Source organism: Ephemeroptericola cinctiostellae (assembly GCF_003339525.1).
In the GTDB taxonomy this organism is placed as follows: domain Bacteria; phylum Pseudomonadota; class Gammaproteobacteria; order Burkholderiales; family Burkholderiaceae; genus Hydromonas; species Hydromonas cinctiostellae.
Genome location: NZ_CP031124.1, coordinates 1,058,146 through 1,075,585, shown reverse-complemented (window position 1 = coordinate 1,075,585; position 17,440 = coordinate 1,058,146). Strand labels below are relative to the sequence as shown.

Genomic DNA, 17,440 nt, shown 5'->3' with positions numbered 1-17,440 from the left:
AACATTTGATTATTTTACAAATTTCACTGCAAAATGCCTGTCCAAATCCAATTAAACTTCCAACACCTGTAACAAATTAATCAATTCAACAGCACCTTTAACGCCCATTTTTTTAAATAAGCTGGCACGATGCACTTCAACCGTGCGCACCGCCATGTCCAGTTCCTCGGCAGCTTCTCGACTTGAACGGCCGTTTAAAATGCACTCCATCACGGATTGCTCGCGGGGACTGATGGTTTCCAAACGTTGGCGAATGGCATTGGATTGTACCGAAATGACCACGCGTTGACGACTCAATGCCAAAGCCTCAAAAACACGATCTACCAATTGATTGTCGGCAAAAGGCTTTTCAAGGAAATCAAAAGCCCCTTGTTTGACCGCATTCACGGCCAAACTGATGTCACCATGTCCTGATAAAAAGATGATCGGCCAATCTTGACGGACATCAGCCAATTGATGAAACAGCTCGATGCCTGACATGAGCGGCTCCATACGGATGTCCAAAATGATACAGCTCGGGGTATTGCGCGGCAACACAGGCAAAGCCGCTAAAAACAATTCTCCCGAGGCAAAAGTTTTACAACTTAAGTCCCGCGACTCCAATAACCAAGACAGGGAGTCTCGTAAAACTTCTTCATCATCGATGATATAAACTTGCATTTTTTTCTCGCTTTTTTTTCTAAGTGCAGTGATTTCAATGTTTTAAGTGCAGAAATTAGTCAGCTAAAGGAATGCCTTCCGCTGCAATCGGGAGGGTTAAATAAAACACCCCACCTTTTAAATCTGCCCTAGCCCACAGTCGACCTCCGTTCGACTCCATCATTGTACGACAAATATTAAGACCTATACCAACGCCATGCGTTTTTGTTGTGTAAAAAGGATTAAATATCGTCTCCACCTTATCAACTGAAATCCCCGGACCATTGTCTATCACTTGAATCAAAACATGGTGCAGCGAGTAGTTTTCAGCATAAATATGTACCTCTCTTGGCGAACTTCCGTATTCAACCATCGCTTCAAGGGCATTGCGCAACAAATTGATTAAAATTTGTTGCAACATGGTGATGTCAATTAGGACGGGGCTGACCTCCTTTGGCTCAACGTGATTAATCACCCGTCCACCCTGTTTTTTAAACTCCAACTCCATAAATTCTATGGTTTGGCTAATCCAGTTAGAAACATCAATGGCCACAGGTGCAATTGATTTTTGCTGTACAAATTGTTGCACTCGTCGCGTCACATTGGCAGCACGATCGGCCTGACGACGAATTTTTTCAGTCACATCTATCAATTTTTCACCGCTCAATGAACCTGTGTCCTTTTTAATGTAGTTGGACAAACCTGTGGTATAACCCAAAATAGCAGACAATGGCTGGTTCAACTCGTGGGCGATGACGGAAGCCATTTCACCCATATTAATCAAATGATTGACGGCCTCTAGACGCTTTTGCTCATCGGCTTGAAACTGCTCCAAACGTCGGCGTTCAGTCACGTCCTCCACCGAGGTGATCCAGCCAATCTGGCTTTGCTTCTCATCGTACAGCGGCCCACCGCGCATGATGGTGTCGATGACCTCACCCGATTTACGGCGCATTTTAATGTCCGTCACCGTTATGGCTTCTGGATCCTCAAGCAAGGTGTCACGAATCCATAAAATCTTTTCAGTTTCTTCTTTTGGAATGTACGGCAAAGGCGGTTGGATGTTGATGATCTCCTCCTCTTCGTAGCCAATCATTTCGCAAAATGCAGGATTAACATAAAACATTGTCCCATCCAATGCGTGTGCTCGAATACCAACCGTCAAGGATTTCTCAATTGCATGGCGTAAATTGTATTGGGTTCTCAACTCTTTTTCTGTCAATCGACGGCGGCGCATGTCGCGAATCAAAGCAATCAAACTCCCCAGCAAAGCCAATAAAAGCAGCACCATACCCGCAAACAAGCCCCGCAACACCCACAACTGGCGATCAGGATACAATTGTGCTCGCATCAAAATCGGTGTTGTGCTGATGTACATATTGCGCTCGGCGGTCGGTAAATTTGGGTCAAAAGTGACCGTCTCGTCTTGCGCCGTAGAATAAATGGTGTTTTCTGTGTAATACGCGTGCAAATAATATTTCTTAGAAAACCAATCGGGTACGGTGCCATTGAACAATTGCGTCAATGAATACTGTGCCTTAATAAACCCCATGATTTGATTTTTGTTATCATAAAAGGGTTGAATCAAAGCCACTTCATAACTGTCATTGGTCATTTTAATCGGTTCAGTGCTGGCCGTTTCATGTGTTTCAGCGGCACGTCGCAATGCATTTTGTTCGGCCAAATCACGTGCGATCGGCTCTTTAGGTAATTGTGCCTGTACATTTGACGCACGCACTTTGGTCTGCCCATCTGCGTCAAGCCAGATGATGTTAGTCAACTCAGGCGCATCGTTTAAAATGCTTTCCGAACGCTTATTAAAATTTTCAATGCTCAATGAACCGTTGTCAATCTCACGTGCAAGTCCCCACACTTGCAATTGAGCATGATTCAGGCGGGTATTGATCGCTTGATCAAACCAATACAAATCAGATGCCGTCGTGATGACATTTTGCTCTTTTTCATTGGAAGAAACGCGTTGAAACAGAGCGATGACCGACCACAACAGTAACAACAACAGCACGATGATGAGCGTTGTCCAGCCCCTCTCCTTATTAAAAAATAATTTCATAACAACGCCTTCTGCACACCCAGCACCTTAGCCAGCATGTTCACATCATGAACCACAACCGTCGGACGAGATGCCAACAGCAACTTCTCATCATGCGCCCCATATTTAACTGCAACGGAAGCCATACCTGCGGCATTCGCCATGTCAATATCATACGTCGTGTCACCCACCATCACCGCTTGATGTGGCGGCACGTCCAGCTCATCAAGCAACTCAAACAGCATCTGTGGATGGGGCTTCGACGCCGTCTCATCAGCCGTTCGCGTTGCATCAAAATAAGACCTTAAATGACCATCCAATAACACTCGATTTAAACCCGCACGCGACTTCCCCGTCGCCACCGCCATTAAACGGCCTTGCCATTGCAAACCGTTTAACAACTCCAAAATACCATCATACAATGTCACCAACGACTCTCCGGCAAAGTAATTGCGTCGATAAGCCGTCATGAATGCAGCCGATTGCTCTGCATTGAGCGGCCCCACAAGCTGCGCAATCGCCTCATTGAAGCCCAAGCCAATGACATGTTTCGCCTCCTGAAGCGTTGGTACTGCCAACCCCAGCGCTTCACATGCTTTCTGCAAACTGTGTGCAATCACGCCGGTGGAATCAAAAAGAGTGCCATCCCAATCAAAGACAATCAAACGGGTTTGTGGTAAATTTTGCATATATATTTTTTTCTAAGGCTGTTTTTTTAATATTAAGAACAAAACATTGGATTCTGCCATTCTAATATCAATCGATACTTACTTATATTGATTTTTTTCAATTAACATCATAAAAAAAGCACGCTATTCGCGCGCTTTTTATCTTATTTATCAATACTGCCTATGAGCAAAGCCCGAATGGCTTTTAACTCATTGATGACGGCATCTAAACCAAATATTTTCGATGAAGGCACAGGGTTGGCTTTTGCTTCTTCCAGCGCAAGCACAATCGACTCCAATTCAACATTTGACTCAACGGGCCCATCATCTTCAAATGCAAAACTGTTGTCATCATGAACGTCCAACTCAGTCGCATTGTCCAGCAATTGAAATGATTCCACTTCATCCACCACACCCACTACAACATGTTTTGCATCCAGTTGCTGACGTGCGCCTTGAATGGTATAGCCTTGCTCATATAAGAGCTGGCGAATTTTCCTCACCAAAACAACCTCATGGTGCTGGTAATAACGGCGGTTGCCACGTCGTTTCATTGGGCGCAGCTGGTCAAACTCTTGCTCCCAATAGCGCAACACATACGAGCGCACACCACACAACTGGCTGACTTCACCAATTGTAAAATAGCGCTTTGCTGGAATGGCGGGCAAGTCTTGGGTCAAGACATAGCCTTGCGGTTGCGTCATATGCTACCTCTTGCTCACGCGGTCAAGCTGACCGAAGGTTGGGCGTCAACAATGCCTTCGACAGCATTTTTAAATTTCTGACTGGCATGAAAGGTCACGACACGGCGAGCCGCAATCGGTACCATTTCACCTGTTTTTGGGTTTCGTCCTGGACGCGATGCTTTATCACGCACCGAAAAATTGCCAAAACCTGATAATTTAACCAATTCACCTTCTTCCAATGAATTGCGGATTTCTTCAAAAAATGCCTCTACCATTTCTTTGGCTTCGCGTTTATTCAGTCCGACTTGGGCAAATAACAATTCAGCCAGTTCTGCTTTGGTTAAGGTGAATGAGCCACCATTGTCAATCATCAAGTCATTTAGGGTCGCTTTAATCACGTCCTCTTCAATGTTCATATCCATATTTTTTTCCTCGCCGATGTGCGGGTATTATTATTCAATGCAGTCAAAATAAAAAACACCAGGACACATCGAATCAGTTCGAGTCATCCAGATATTTTTTCGTGTGGCACCGTGTGTTATTTACATGCTGTGCCACACATTTGATCTTACTCTGTGTTTTGTCTGGGTTCTCAGACAAAAAACACCATATCAACCATTGGAAAGCAAATTTCACTTTTCCATGACAACATGGATTCAATTATCTCAATCGTGCGCCCACTTCAGAATGCAAATGCGCAAGCGCCGCTTGCATCAAAGCATCAATCTGTGCATCCTGCAAAGTGGCGCTCATGTCTTGCAAATTGATACGATAGGCCATGCTCTTTTCGGTGGCAGCCACATGCTCACCCTGATAAACGTCAAACAATTGTACATCACGAATAATGTAAGCCGTTGGTTCTAAGGCAATAAATTTTACAAAAGCATCAAAAATGTGCTGTGCACTGACCTCACGTGCCACAATTAAAGCCAAATCACGGGTCACCATGGGCAGTTTTGAGACATCTGTGGCCACAGGCACACGACGGGCAAACACCGCTTCGGCCTCCATTTCAAATAACATCGGCGCCTTGGGCAGATCATATGCTTGTTGTAAACGGGGGTGCATTTGTCCCAACCAGCCCACAGGTCGCCCGTCCACCAGTAACTGCGCGCAACGCCCTGGGTGTGCGGCCACATGTGCAAAAGCTTCGAAACGCACTGTTTGTGGTGCAAAAAGACGTTCAATGTCGCCTTTGACATCATAGAAGTCAACATCAACATCCGCACCCGCCCATTGTTCTGGTACGGCAGAACCATAGGCCAAACCGGCCAGCATCAAAGGTTGGGCAATGTTGGGTACTGTATTTTCTGAGGCCGGAACGGTCGCATCGCGATGAAACACTTTGGCAAACTCAAAGACGCGCACCCGATTGGCACTGCGTGCAAGATTGGTTTTTAAATTCCCAACCAAAGAACCAACCAGCTGCGTGCGCATCACGGCAAGCGATGAAGCGATTGGGTTCAATAATTTAATCGGTCGCACATTTGCACCCGCAAAATCACGCTCCACCGCCTCATCAACGAAACTAAAGTTAATCACTTCTTGGTAATCCAAAGCAACCAAAGCATCACGAATCGCATCGGCTTGACGCTCAGACTCTGGAACATGCAACATGGTTTGGGTCGCCACAGGCGGTTTGAGTGGGATGTTACTGTAACCAAACAAACGCACCACTTCCTCGATCAAATCCTCTTCAATCGCCATGTCAAAACGATAACTGGGTGCCGTCACGCTGAGGATTTCACCTTGTTGATCATCCATGCGACGGCTCACATCCAGCTGCAAACGGCCTAAATACTGCGCCATGTCATCCGCTGGAATCGCCACACCAATGACTTTTTGCGCACGCGCCACGCGCATGTTCAACTGTTCGCGCTGCGGCAATTGACCCACCACTTCAGACACAGCCCCGATTTGACCGCCACAAACATCAAGCACTAAGCGAGTGGCAAACTCCAAGGCCTCCACTTGTCCCATGAAATCAACCCCGCGTTCAAAACGGTGTGACGCATCAGAACTGAAACGGAAGCGGCGTGATTTACCTTGAATCACCTCAGGCGCAAAAAATGCGGCTTCCAAGAAAATGTTTTGCGTATGCAACTCCGCCTTGGTTGAATTTCCCCCCATGACACCCGCCATACCAATTGCACCTGAATCATCGGCAATCACCAGCACGTCGTCTTGCATCTCGTATGTTTGATCATTGAGCAACTCAATTTTTTCACCCGCCTGCGCCATACGCACATGCAGTGTGCCTTGAATTGCATCCAAATCATACACATGCATCGGTTGTCCCAAATGCAGCATCACATAATTGGTGATGTCGACCAAAGCCGAAATCGGTCGCACGCCCGCGCGCGCCAAACGCTGCACCATCCACAACGGTGTCGGCGCAGCCGCATTGACATGAGTCATCACGCGCCCCGTAAAACGACCACACACAGCAGGCGCATCAATGCGAATCGGCAATTCATCCGCAATCGTTGCCGCCACCGCAGATGCTGTAAACGGCTGCAAAGACGCACCCGTCATCGCCGCCACATCACGCGCCACACCGCGAATACTCAAACAATCCGCACGGTTGGGCGTGAGTTTAATGGTGAACACGTGATCGTCCAAATTCAAATAGTCACGAATGCTCGCACCGACAGGCGCGTCCGCAGGCAACTCCATCAAACCCGAGGCTTCATCATTGATGCCCAACTCACGTGCCGAACACAACATACCGCTCGACGCCATACCGCGCAACTTCGCCGCTTTAATCTTAAAATCATTCGGCAACTCAGCGCCAATCAGAGCCGCAGGAATCTTAATCCCCACCGCAGCATTCGGCGCACCACACACGATTTGCAATAACTCGCCCGTGCCAGCATCCACCTGACATACATTGAGCTTATCTGCATCGGGATGCTTCTCCATCGACACAATCTGCCCCACCACCACGCCACTAAAAGCAGGCGCGGCAGGATGGCATTCTTCCACCTCCAAACCACCCATCGTCAGCGTGTCGGCGAGTTGCTCTGTCGTGATGCTTGGGTTCACCCAAGTGCGTAACCATTGTTCTGAAAATTGCATGTTTCTCTCAAATTTATAAAATGGACGTTATAAAACGTCTTGAAAATCTTAGACGTGCCGAATCTCAGCGACCTACTAATCGCATACGAATTGGTTATATCTAGCATCTGCTTAGGGCAGCACTGCACCGAGCCAAATTCCAATACTTACCCCATGTAAAGAATCAAAAATTGCTGTTAACAACAACTTAAATTTAAAACCACGACGATTAATATTGTTCATGTTGATACCTTTTTTCTTTCTTGAGTGACAGTCGCACTCAGTTATGTTTGATTGCAAATAGCTTTTAAAACAACCGAATACAATAACAAAAAGGGTCAAGCATAGAATTTTCAGTGGAGTTGAACCACCAGTGTCACCCGCTGGCCTAAACAGACGCATCTAAAACCAAAATAATTTTTTACTTAAACTGCCCCAAAAACCGCAAATCATTTTCAAAGAACAGACGCAAATCGTTCACGCCATAGCGCAACATCGCCAATCGTTCCAAGCCCGAACCAAAGGCAAAGCCCATGTATTCTTCGGGGTCGAGGCCAAAATTACGAATCACCGTCGGGTGCACTTGCCCTGCGCCTGAAATCTCAAGCCATTTACCTGCATTCGGCCCGCTACCAAACGCCATGTCAATTTCAACCGACGGTTCGGTGAACGGGAAATACGAGGGGCGGAAGCGCAGCTGGATGTTGTCGTCTTCAAAAAAACGCATCAGGAATGTGGTGTACACGCCTTTCAGGTCAGCAAAACTAATGGCTTTGTCAATCCACAAGCCTTCAACCTGATGAAACATCGGCGAATGGGTGGCATCTGAATCGACGCGGTAGGTACGACCAGGGGCGATGACTTTAATCGGTGGCGTGTGTTGACGTGCGTAGCGTACCTGCATCGGGCTGGTGTGCGTGCGCAGAACCAGTGGGCGACCGTGCTCATCTTTGTCTTCAACATAAAAAGTATCTTGCATTGAACGCGCGGGATGATTCTCAGGGCTGTTCAATGAAGTGAAGTTATACCAGTCATTTTCAATTTCTGGGCCATCGGCCACTTCAAATCCCATTGAACGAAAAATTGCAGCGACGCGGCGTGTCACGCGCGTGACGGGGTGAATGCCACCCGCAGCCAAACCGCGACCCGGCAAAGTCACGTCCAATTGCTCTGTGGCGAGTTTTTGATTCAAGGCGGCTTCAGCCAAGGCATTGCGTGCTTCATTCAGCAATGCTTCAACCTGCTGACGGACTTGATTGACAGCCGCACCACGGATTTTTTTCTCTTCGACGGGCAAAGCACCCAATGCTTTCAGTTCTTTGGTCAAAGCACCGTCTTTGCCCAAAAACTTGGCTTTTTCATTTTCTAAATCGGCTGGACGGGTGGCGCTGGCGAAAGCGACACGCGCGTCGTCAACGATGTGGTTTAAATCACTCATGAATATTCTCGTTTGGTTGGATTTGCTTTTTTAAAACGCCAAAAGCGGTTTAAAAAAATAAACCTTGTGGTGACTCCACCGTTTTAATTTTTAGTTTGACTGATGAGATTTCAGTGGTGCGCAGACTCGACTGAAGAAAAAACGAGGCAAAACCAGACGGTTTGCCTCGATCTTTTTGGCTTTTAAAACGACTTATGCCAACGCTTCTTTCGCTTTTGCAACAATCGCTGCAAAGGCTGGTTTATCAAACACGGCCAAGTCAGCGAGGACTTTACGGTCAATTTCAATCGATGCTTTTTTCAAGCCATTCATGAATTTGCTGTAAGTCATTTCGTTTTGACGAGCGGCTGCATTGATACGCGCAATCCACAAAGCACGGAATACGCGCTTTTTGTTGCGACGATCACGGTAAGCGTACTGACCGGCTTTCATGACCGCTTGTTTAGCGACACGATAGACGTTCTTACGACGACCACGATAACCTTTTGCGAGGGCGATGACTTTCTTATGACGGGCTCTTGCGGTGACCCCACGTTTTACTCTAGGCATGTAATACTCCTTGGATTAGTTTGGGGTTACGCGTAAGGTAACAAAGACTTCACTGCTGGTAAATCAGCAGCAGAGACACTCGTCGCACCACGCAATTGGCGTTTGGTTTTGGTGGTCTTCTTAGTCAAAATATGACGTTTGAAAGCGTGACCGCGTTTAACAGTCCCGCCTGGACGCACCACAAAGCGTTTTGACGCGCTTTTTTTGGTCTTCATTTTAGGCATAACAACTCCGTTTTAACATGAATACAGGTGGACTCTACGACGAGACACTTGGGAACCCTATTCACTTATTATTTGCAATCAAGAAACAAAGACACTTATTTTTTGATATGCACTTTGAGATGCTGTGCGGGAACCCCACACAACATCAAGGAAAAACCAAATGAAACTCAAGCCTGAGCCACTGGTTCACCTTGTTTGAATGTCAGCGCATGGCGTGGCCTGACGCGCTTCATTCAGCCTTATTCAAACCCACAACATCGCGTTTGAATAATTTTTGAGCCCCATCCTAAGGGATAAGGCTATATTTCACAGCCATTTTAGATCAATCCAGCCCATCTAAAAGTCAATTCAAGCACAAAAGCGATTTCACTTTGCACGAATGAATTTTATTTTTTTCGTGGTGGCGCCAATAACATGATCATCTGGCGACCTTCAAGCTTAGGCATTGATTCCACTTGAGAAATCTCAGCCAACTCATCACGCACACGAATCAATTGTTGCATACCAATCTCTTGGTGAGCCATTTCACGACCACGGAAGCGCAAAGTAATTTTTACTTTATCGCCATCTTCAAGGAAACGTTTGATGTTACGCAACTTGACGTTGTAATCATTTTCATCTGTACCCGGACGGAACTTAATTTCCTTGATTTGGATGACTTTTTGTTTGGCGCGAGCCTCAGCGGCTTTCTTTTGCTCTTGAAACTTGAATTTGCCGTAATCCATCAAACGGCATACGGGCGGCTCAGCATTGGGGGAAATTTCAACCAAATCGGTGTCAATTTCCTCTGCCATGCGCATTGCTTCACGAGTTGGGGTGATGCCGATGGGTTCACCGTCCACGCCAATCAGGCGAATTTCGCGTGCAGTGATTTCACCGTTGATGCGATGTTGCATTTTATTTGCTTGCGTAGCGATAGTAAATCTCCAATAATTTATCAAAAAAAGTGAAAACCTACTTTTTTTGGTTTTCAACCATTCAGTTTGAAGTTTTTCGCGAGAATTCCTCGAAAAACTTAGGGAAAATCGGGCTTAAACCACAACAATGAAGCACCATTGTGGCTTTTTAGCGAAATTCGTTATTTTCTTGCAGCAACCTCAGCGGTGATGTGAGCGATAAACGCATCCACGTCCATCACGCCCAAGTCTTGGTTGCCACGGGCTCGGACGGCAACCGCGTGTTGATCACGCTCTTTGTCACCGACGACCAAGATATAAGGCACCTTCTGTAAACTGTGCTCGCGAATTTTATACGTTATCTTCTCATTACGCAAATCTAATTGCACCCTAAGCCCTTGTTTTTCCAACTCTTGTGCCACTTGTGCGACATATTCGGCTTGAAATTGCGAAATATTGGCAATAACGACCTGAACAGGTGCCAACCAAGTCGGTAATGCGCCCGCATGATTCTCAATCAAAATACCGATAAAACGTTCCAATGAACCAACAATGGCACGGTGCAACATGATGGGGGTTTTGCGCTGATCATGTTCATCGATGTAAGTTGCACCAAGGCGCTCAGGCATAAACGCATCAACCTGCATGGTGCCACACTGCCATGAGCGACCAATCGAATCTTTTAAATGGTATTCGATTTTAGGACCATAAAAGGCCCCTTCACCCGGCAACTCTTCCCATTCTACACCTGAAGCACGAATGGCTTCGCGCATGGCATTTTCGGTTTTATCCCAAGCCTCGTCCGAGCCAATGCGGTTGTCGGGACGCAAAGCCAATTTGACTGCCACATTATGGAAACCAAAGTCATCATAGACTTTACGCGTCAATGCATTGAATGCTGAAACTTCGGCTTGAATTTGGTCTTCCGTGCAGAAAATATGACCATCATCTTGTGTGAAACCACGCACACGCATGATGCCGTGCAATGCGCCCGAGCTTTCGTTGCGGTGGCATTGACCAAACTCACCGTAGCGCAAAGGCAAATCGCGGTAACTGTGTAAACCTGTGTTATAAATCTGAATATGACCCGGACAATTCATCGGTTTGAGCGCATAGCTGCGATTTTCAGATTCCGTTGTGAACATATTGTCTTTGTAATTGTCCCAATGCCCCGTTTTTTCCCACAACGTGCGGTCAAGGATTTGAGGACCTTTGACTTCTTGGTAGCCATTTTCACGGTACACACGGCGCATGTACTGCTCAACCTCTTGCCAAATCGTCCAACCTTTGGCATGCCAAAACACCAAACCAGGCGCCTCATCTTGCATGTGGAACAAGTCCAATGCTTTGCCCAGTTTGCGGTGATCACGTTTTTCAGCCTCTTCAAGCATGTGCAAATATTGCGCTTGATCTTCTTTTTTTGCCCATGCCGTGCCGTAAATGCGCTGAAGCATTTCGTTGTTTGAATCACCGCGCCAGTATGCACCCGCCACTTTCATGAGCTTAAACACTTTGAGCTTGCCTGTTGACGGCACATGCGGCCCCCGACACAAATCGATAAAGTCACCTTCACGATACAAACTGATGTTTTGATCGGCTGGAATGCTGCTGATAATTTCTGCTTTATAATCCTCGCCTTGCGCTTTGAAAAACTCAACCGCATCATCGCGGCGCCAGATTTCACGTGTCACAGGTTCATCTTTTTTCGCCAACTCACTCATTTTGGCTTCAATCGCAACCAAATCATCAGGGGTGAATGGGCGTTTGTAAGCAAAATCGTAATAAAAACCATTGTCAATCACAGGACCAATGGTGACTTGAGCATCAGGAAACAATGTTTTAACAGCATAGGCCAACAAATGCGCCGTTGAATGACGGATCACATCAACGCCATCGGCATCCTTATCCGTGACAATCGCCAAACTCGAATCATGCTCAATCAAGAAAGAGGTATCGACCAACTCACCATTGACCCACCCTGCCAACGCAGCTTTCGCTAAACCCGCACCAATGCTGGCGGCAACGCCATGCACCGTCACAGGCGCATCAAAACTACGAACCGAACCATCTGGTAATGTGATATTGATCATAAAAGCCTTAAAAGAAAGTTATCAAAAAAATCAGTCGTAAATTCAACTCAATTGTTTTTTGATGATTGAATTAGAAATTTCAAAGAACCGGTATTGCACCCATGTCCACCAGCAAAAAATGACTGCATCAAGCGCAAAAAAGCCCACTTGAAGTGAGCTGCATTGTTTCAAACACCAATGACGGCTCACCGCGCAAGCTTGTGCGTGGTGGTTGTGGTGTCAAATGAAACAAAAGCCATCGTCTTGCCAATCATAAAAGAGTGTATCCAAACAGCAGCGCAACTGCGATTTGATGTTAAGGCGATATTATACCACCACGGGCGGGTAAACACAAAGTGCAAAGCCAACAAGTCTCTGGCACGGTGAGTTCGCCTCAATTCAATTCAAACAATGGATGCTGGTTAACAGGGTAAGGGGCTGTTTTAAGTTGTTCAAAAGTCTGCTCCACATCAGTCACATGCCAGTTTGGCCCACCATCTTTGTCCACAATTTTGGCGCGAATGCCTTCAGGGGCCTCGCCCAGACGCAAGAGATTGGAGATGCAGTTGAATTCCAAACGCAAACAGTCTGCCAGAGACATCGCACGACCCAAGTGTTGATTGTGTAATGCCAAACGCATGGCAATCGGGCTGTTGTAACTGACCTGAGCCAAGGCATTGGCTGCCCAACGGCCATTTGTACTTTCCTCTGTCGAGAGGTGCCGCAAGCGTGCAGTGATTTCAGCGAGATCGTATTGTTCATCAAATACTTCTAAAATCAAAGATTCAAACGCACTCATGGGCTCAAAAGCAGGGTACAGATCACCACGAGCAAATGATTCAGTTACGGCACGTAAGCCCGCCCATGTCGGGTCAACACAATCAATCAATGCCTGAGTCAAATGCGGCCAAACAGACTGCGCCACCATGGCATCTGCCAATCGCCAATGGCATGCGTCTGTCGCGTTTATGATCGTGCCTGTCAATGCAAGGTAACGACCAATGGCGGGATCGTCATGCGTGCGTGAAAGGAAATATGAACCACCCACATCAGGTACCATGCCAATCGCTGTTTCAGGCATCGCGAGGCGTGAATTTTCAGACACAATGCGCAAACCCGCACCTTGCGCTATGCCCATCCCTCCCCCCATGACGATGCCATCCATCAAGGCAACGTACGGCTTGGTATAAAAGTGTGTAAGGTGATTGAGGCGATACTCTTCGATAAAGTACGTTTCACAGGCGAGTAAATCATCGGCCATTTCATACAATGCACGCACATCACCACCTGCACAAAAGGCACGCGGCGAATCGCTGCGCACCAAAACCCAAGCGATGCGATCATCGGTCTGCCAAGCCAGCAATTGCCGACGCATGGCACAAATCATTTGAAAAGACAACGCATTCAATGCTGTCGGGCGATGCAGCGTCACAACACCCACATGATTTTCAACCGTGAAAGTGATTTCTTCAGTACTTTTTTCAAATTCTGACATGGTATGATGACCCATTCCATCCGATGTTTAAAACACTTCACACAAGCAATTCCATGCTTTTGTGATGTTTCACATTAAAATTTTTGAGCGAGAAAAGCCGCGCAACACATTGAAACACCCCATAAACAAATCAGCTCAAAACATCGGGTGATTTGTAAATTTCACTTGCTTCACTGCAAGAAAGGCAAAAAAGTCATCATGCTTGATTTAACCACACTTCGTCAAGATTATTTAAACGCAGAACTGTCAGAATCTGATGTCAACCCCAACCCACTCGTTCAATTTGCAAATTGGTTCAAACAAGCACAAGACGCTCAAGTGCCTGAACCCAATGCCATGACGTTGGCCACCGTAGATGCCAACAATCAACCATCAGCACGCATTGTTTTGATCAAAGAAGCCCGCCAAGATGGTTTTGTTTGGTTCACAAACTACGACAGCCGCAAAGGCCATGACTTGCGAGAGCAACCCAAAGCCTCATTGTTGTTTTTTTGGCAACAACTTGAACGACAGGTGCGCGTTGAAGGCATTGTCAGTCGGGTGAATGACGCAGAATCTGATGCTTACTATCACAGCCGCCCCATTAACAGCAAACTGGGAGCTTGGAGCTCGCCCCAAAGCCAAGTGATTGCTGATCGCTCAGTGATTGAAGCTGAAATGCAACGTTACACATCTGAATTCAGCAATCAACCGCCACGGCCACCACACTGGGGGGGCTACATCTTAAAACCAACTTACTTTGAATTTTGGCAAGGCCGCGCATCACGCTTGCATGACCGCATTGCTTATCAACTCGCCGAAGATGGGAACTGGCAAATCGTCCGACTCGCCCCATAAAAAACGGTACAATGTGAAACGTTTTAAAACACCGCTTACACCTGTCAAAAACATTTCATGATGGTGAACATCGGTTGAATTACAACGCCCACATCAAGTTTGCCCCATATTCATTTTTTATTTTCAAGGAACTCAAATGGCATCCGTCAATAAAGTCACCGTCCTCGGCAACCTCGGCCGCGACCCAGAAATTCGTTATACCCCCAGTAATATGGCGATTGCCACAGTCAGCATCGCCACCACTTACAAAGCCAAAGATCGCGAACCTGAAACCGAATGGCATCGCGTAGTGTTCTTTGGTCGCCAAGCCGAAGTGGCGGGTGAATATTTGAAAAAAGGCTCTTCAGTCTACGTCGAAGGTCGCTTACGCACTCAAAAATGGACTGACAAAAACGGCGTTGAACGCTACACCACTGAGATCATTGCTGAAAGCATGCAAATGCTGGGCGGCAAAGCATCGGGCGGTGGTGGCGGTGAACCATATGACATGCCTGCCGCTGGCGAATCACGTTCAACTCCCTCATCGGCTCCTGCCCCTCGCGCAAAACCTGCACCTGCTGCGATGGACGACTTAGACGACGACATCCCATTCTAACAAACACCACTCTGATGGTTGTTACCCATAAAAAAAGCCAGCACACATGCTGGCCTTTTTTATTATTTAGCACTAAAAACAATTGGCACAGTGACATCGCCTTTGACTGTTTGAAGCAAGCGCCAGTCTTGTGCTTCCAAATGAATTTGCCAATGCCCAGCCATCAAGGGTTGCTGCAATTGACCACGCCACATACCATTGCCAGTCGGCACCAGTGCAACAACCTGATCTTTTGTTTTAACCCCCACGTTCTGAACCAACAATTGAATTGGCACACCCACTAAAGATGCTGGGGTCAATGCAGACAACTTCAGGTTCGCAGTTGTACCAGAAAACTGCAATTGCGCAGACAATCCGAGGGCTTTCGCTTTATCATCCCTTGCCAAATCTTGGTTGATCGCCAAACCTTGTTTGTAATAATCATCGTCAACCACACCATCATCTGTTTTAATCGCCAAATACAGCGTGATAAACGATGCCACAACTACCACCAAAGGTAAACCCAACATCAGCCAAACAATGCGATGCTTATACCACGGCTCAATCGCCAATTTCAAATCTGAAGAACTCATTTAACTCAATCTTGTTTAGGTAACATAAATATGGTTTTTTCACTCAGCACATCATCTTTAAAGTCAATTGGAGAAAGACGAATTTCAATCGGATTCGTACCCGATGTGCCACCTGCTGTGCGTGCTTTGGTCTGGTCAACCTGCACTTTCAAAGCCAAGGTTTGGGTGCTCAATGCGGGCAGCTCAACCTTGTCAACGCCTTTGATTGAAATACCATTCAATCCATGTACGCTGACTGAAATGGTATGATTTTTTTCATCTGCATTTGACAATTGAATTCGATAAACATTCTCCACCATGCCACTTTCGACAACCCGCGCCACAGTGCGCGCATCTCGTTCAACGCGCATTTTTAACACACTGCGCTGCCCCAAACTGTAAGCCAAACCAATCACGAGAGCCAGCAAAACCACCGTATAAAGCAAAACTCGACCTCGTAAAATTCGACGCATGATGTCCATTTTACTTGAATTCTGCTGCACACCATTTTCCGTATCATAGCGAATCAAACCTTTGGGATAACCCATTTTCACCATGATGTCGTCGCAACCATCCGCACATGCACCACAACCAATGCACTCATATTGTAAGCCATCGCGAATGTCAATGCCCGTTGGACACACATCAACGCACACACCGCAGTCAATGCAATCACCTTTACCTTGTTCACGCGGATCGACCCCTTTTTTACGCGGACCCCGTGACTCACCACGCTTCACATCGTACGTCACAATCAAAGTGTCTGCGTCAAACATGACACTTTGAAAACGGGCGTATGGACACATGTACTTGCACACCTGTTCGCGCATCCAACCCGCAAACAAATACATCATGAAACCATAAAAAAAGATCCAAAACACTTCAGAAACAGACAGTGTGAAATTAACCGTCTCAAGAAAAAGCTCACGCATCGGGGTGAAATACGCCACCAAAGTATAACCAGACCACAAGCTAATAACCGCCCAAATAAAATGCTTGAATCCTTTGCGCATTATTTTATTCGCTGACAACGGTGCTTTATCCAAACGCATGCGAGCGACACGATTGCCTTCTATTTTGCTTTCCACCCACATGAAAATCTCGGTGTAAACGGTCTGCGGACAAGCATAACCGCACCACAAGCGACCCGCCACTGCTGTAAATAGAAACAAGGCTACAGCACAGATGATCAACAATATGGTCATATAAACCACATCGGATGGCCAAAAAATCAAACCAAAAATATAAAATTTGTGCTCATTTAAGTCAAACAAAAGTGCTTGTCGCCCATTCCACTGCAACCAAGGCAAACCGTAAAACACAATTTGAGTCAACCACACAAAAATCCAACGCCAATTATCAAAAAAACCTTTAACATCACGAACATACAATTTTTTTCTGGCGGCGAACAAGCCTTGTGGCTGTTTATCTTTCTTTTCTCGACGATCTTTATCCACACTGCTGGATGCTGCAGCAGCCTCTTCAACTTTTGCGTAAAAGATTTGACGCATGGTGCTCTCTCTTTTTTTACTTAATATAATAAATAGCTGAAACACATCAGCCGTTAAATTTTTATATTTCAGAAATTACTGAAATGATTAAATAATCATAAACCACTACAGTGCAAAAATCAATCCAACCCCAGTCAAATTGTAAAATAAAAAAAGTATGTCTGCAAAACAACAC

Annotated in this window: 16 protein-coding genes; 2 read left to right on the top strand and 14 right to left on the bottom strand. The window is 46.3% G+C overall.

The features are described 5' to 3' along the window. Positions 1–51: 51 nt before the first annotated feature. The 12 genes from DTO96_RS04985 to DTO96_RS04930 all read right to left on the bottom strand — a co-directional run bounded on the left by DTO96_RS04985 (position 52) and on the right by DTO96_RS04930 (position 13,771). Positions 52–660 (bottom strand): response regulator transcription factor, encoded by a 609-nt coding sequence (locus tag DTO96_RS04985; RefSeq protein ID WP_114562487.1) that lies wholly within the window; start codon positions 658–660, stop codon positions 52–54. A gap of 55 nt (positions 661–715) precedes the next feature. Continuing rightward, positions 716–2,710 carry an ATP-binding protein gene (locus DTO96_RS04980; RefSeq protein WP_114562486.1) on the bottom strand — a complete coding sequence of 665 codons (1,995 nt, stop codon included), beginning with the start codon at positions 2,708–2,710 and terminating at the stop codon, positions 716–718. Next, positions 2,707–3,378, bottom strand: a complete 672-nt coding sequence (locus tag DTO96_RS04975) for an HAD family hydrolase (protein WP_114562485.1) — start codon at positions 3,376–3,378, stop codon at positions 2,707–2,709. The genes DTO96_RS04980 and DTO96_RS04975 overlap by 4 nt, the downstream gene beginning before the upstream one ends. A 143-nt stretch (positions 3,379–3,521) precedes the next feature. Next, complete coding sequence (locus DTO96_RS04970; RefSeq protein ID WP_114563929.1) at positions 3,522–4,037, bottom strand: MerR family transcriptional regulator; 516 nt, start codon at positions 4,035–4,037, stop codon at positions 3,522–3,524. A 38-nt stretch (positions 4,038–4,075) separates the two neighbouring features. Beyond that, positions 4,076–4,414 (bottom strand): integration host factor subunit alpha, encoded by a 339-nt coding sequence (locus DTO96_RS04965; RefSeq protein WP_114563928.1) that lies wholly within the window; start codon positions 4,412–4,414, stop codon positions 4,076–4,078. A gap of 289 nt (positions 4,415–4,703) precedes the next feature. Then, on the bottom strand, positions 4,704–7,121 hold the full coding sequence (pheT, locus tag DTO96_RS04960) for a phenylalanine--tRNA ligase subunit beta (protein WP_114562484.1): 2,418 nt from the start codon (positions 7,119–7,121) through the stop codon (positions 4,704–4,706). Between the two features lie 400 nt (positions 7,122–7,521). Next, positions 7,522–8,538 carry a phenylalanine--tRNA ligase subunit alpha gene (gene pheS, locus DTO96_RS04955; RefSeq protein WP_114562483.1) on the bottom strand — a complete coding sequence of 339 codons (1,017 nt, stop codon included), beginning with the start codon at positions 8,536–8,538 and terminating at the stop codon, positions 7,522–7,524. 192 nt (positions 8,539–8,730) lie between these two features. Then, complete coding sequence (gene rplT / locus DTO96_RS04950; RefSeq protein ID WP_114562482.1) at positions 8,731–9,087, bottom strand: 50S ribosomal protein L20; 357 nt, start codon at positions 9,085–9,087, stop codon at positions 8,731–8,733. Positions 9,088–9,113: 26 nt separating this feature from the next. Further along, on the bottom strand, positions 9,114–9,311 hold the full coding sequence (gene rpmI, locus DTO96_RS04945) for a 50S ribosomal protein L35 (protein WP_114562481.1): 198 nt from the start codon (positions 9,309–9,311) through the stop codon (positions 9,114–9,116). Between the two features lie 386 nt (positions 9,312–9,697). Continuing rightward, positions 9,698–10,207 (bottom strand): translation initiation factor IF-3, encoded by a 510-nt coding sequence (infC, locus tag DTO96_RS04940; protein WP_114562480.1) that lies wholly within the window; start codon positions 10,205–10,207, stop codon positions 9,698–9,700. 182 nt (positions 10,208–10,389) lie between these two features. Continuing rightward, positions 10,390–12,297 (bottom strand): threonine--tRNA ligase, encoded by a 1,908-nt coding sequence (thrS, locus tag DTO96_RS04935; RefSeq protein ID WP_114562479.1) that lies wholly within the window; start codon positions 12,295–12,297, stop codon positions 10,390–10,392. A 373-nt stretch (positions 12,298–12,670) separates the two neighbouring features. Further along, positions 12,671–13,771: a 3-hydroxyisobutyryl-CoA hydrolase gene (locus tag DTO96_RS04930; protein ID WP_157964326.1), complete on the bottom strand. Its 1,101-nt coding sequence runs from the start codon at positions 13,769–13,771 to the stop codon at positions 12,671–12,673. 198 nt (positions 13,772–13,969) lie between these two features. Here DTO96_RS04930 and pdxH point away from each other — a divergent pair, with 198 nt between their 5' ends. Together pdxH and DTO96_RS04920 are read left to right on the top strand one after the other, a co-directional pair. Next, positions 13,970–14,608 (top strand): pyridoxamine 5'-phosphate oxidase, encoded by a 639-nt coding sequence (pdxH, locus tag DTO96_RS04925; protein ID WP_114563927.1) that lies wholly within the window; start codon positions 13,970–13,972, stop codon positions 14,606–14,608. Positions 14,609–14,744: 136 nt separating this feature from the next. After that, positions 14,745–15,203, top strand: a complete 459-nt coding sequence (locus DTO96_RS04920; RefSeq protein WP_114562477.1) for a single-stranded DNA-binding protein — start codon at positions 14,745–14,747, stop codon at positions 15,201–15,203. Positions 15,204–15,265: 62 nt separating this feature from the next. Here DTO96_RS04920 and DTO96_RS04915 read toward each other — a convergent pair whose 3' ends face one another. Beyond that, positions 15,266–15,775 carry a FixH family protein gene (locus DTO96_RS04915; RefSeq protein WP_114562476.1) on the bottom strand — a complete coding sequence of 170 codons (510 nt, stop codon included), beginning with the start codon at positions 15,773–15,775 and terminating at the stop codon, positions 15,266–15,268. 5 nt (positions 15,776–15,780) lie between these two features. Continuing rightward, on the bottom strand, positions 15,781–17,265 hold the full coding sequence (gene ccoG / locus DTO96_RS04910) for a cytochrome c oxidase accessory protein CcoG (RefSeq protein ID WP_114562475.1): 1,485 nt from the start codon (positions 17,263–17,265) through the stop codon (positions 15,781–15,783). Positions 17,266–17,440 lie beyond the last annotated feature (175 nt).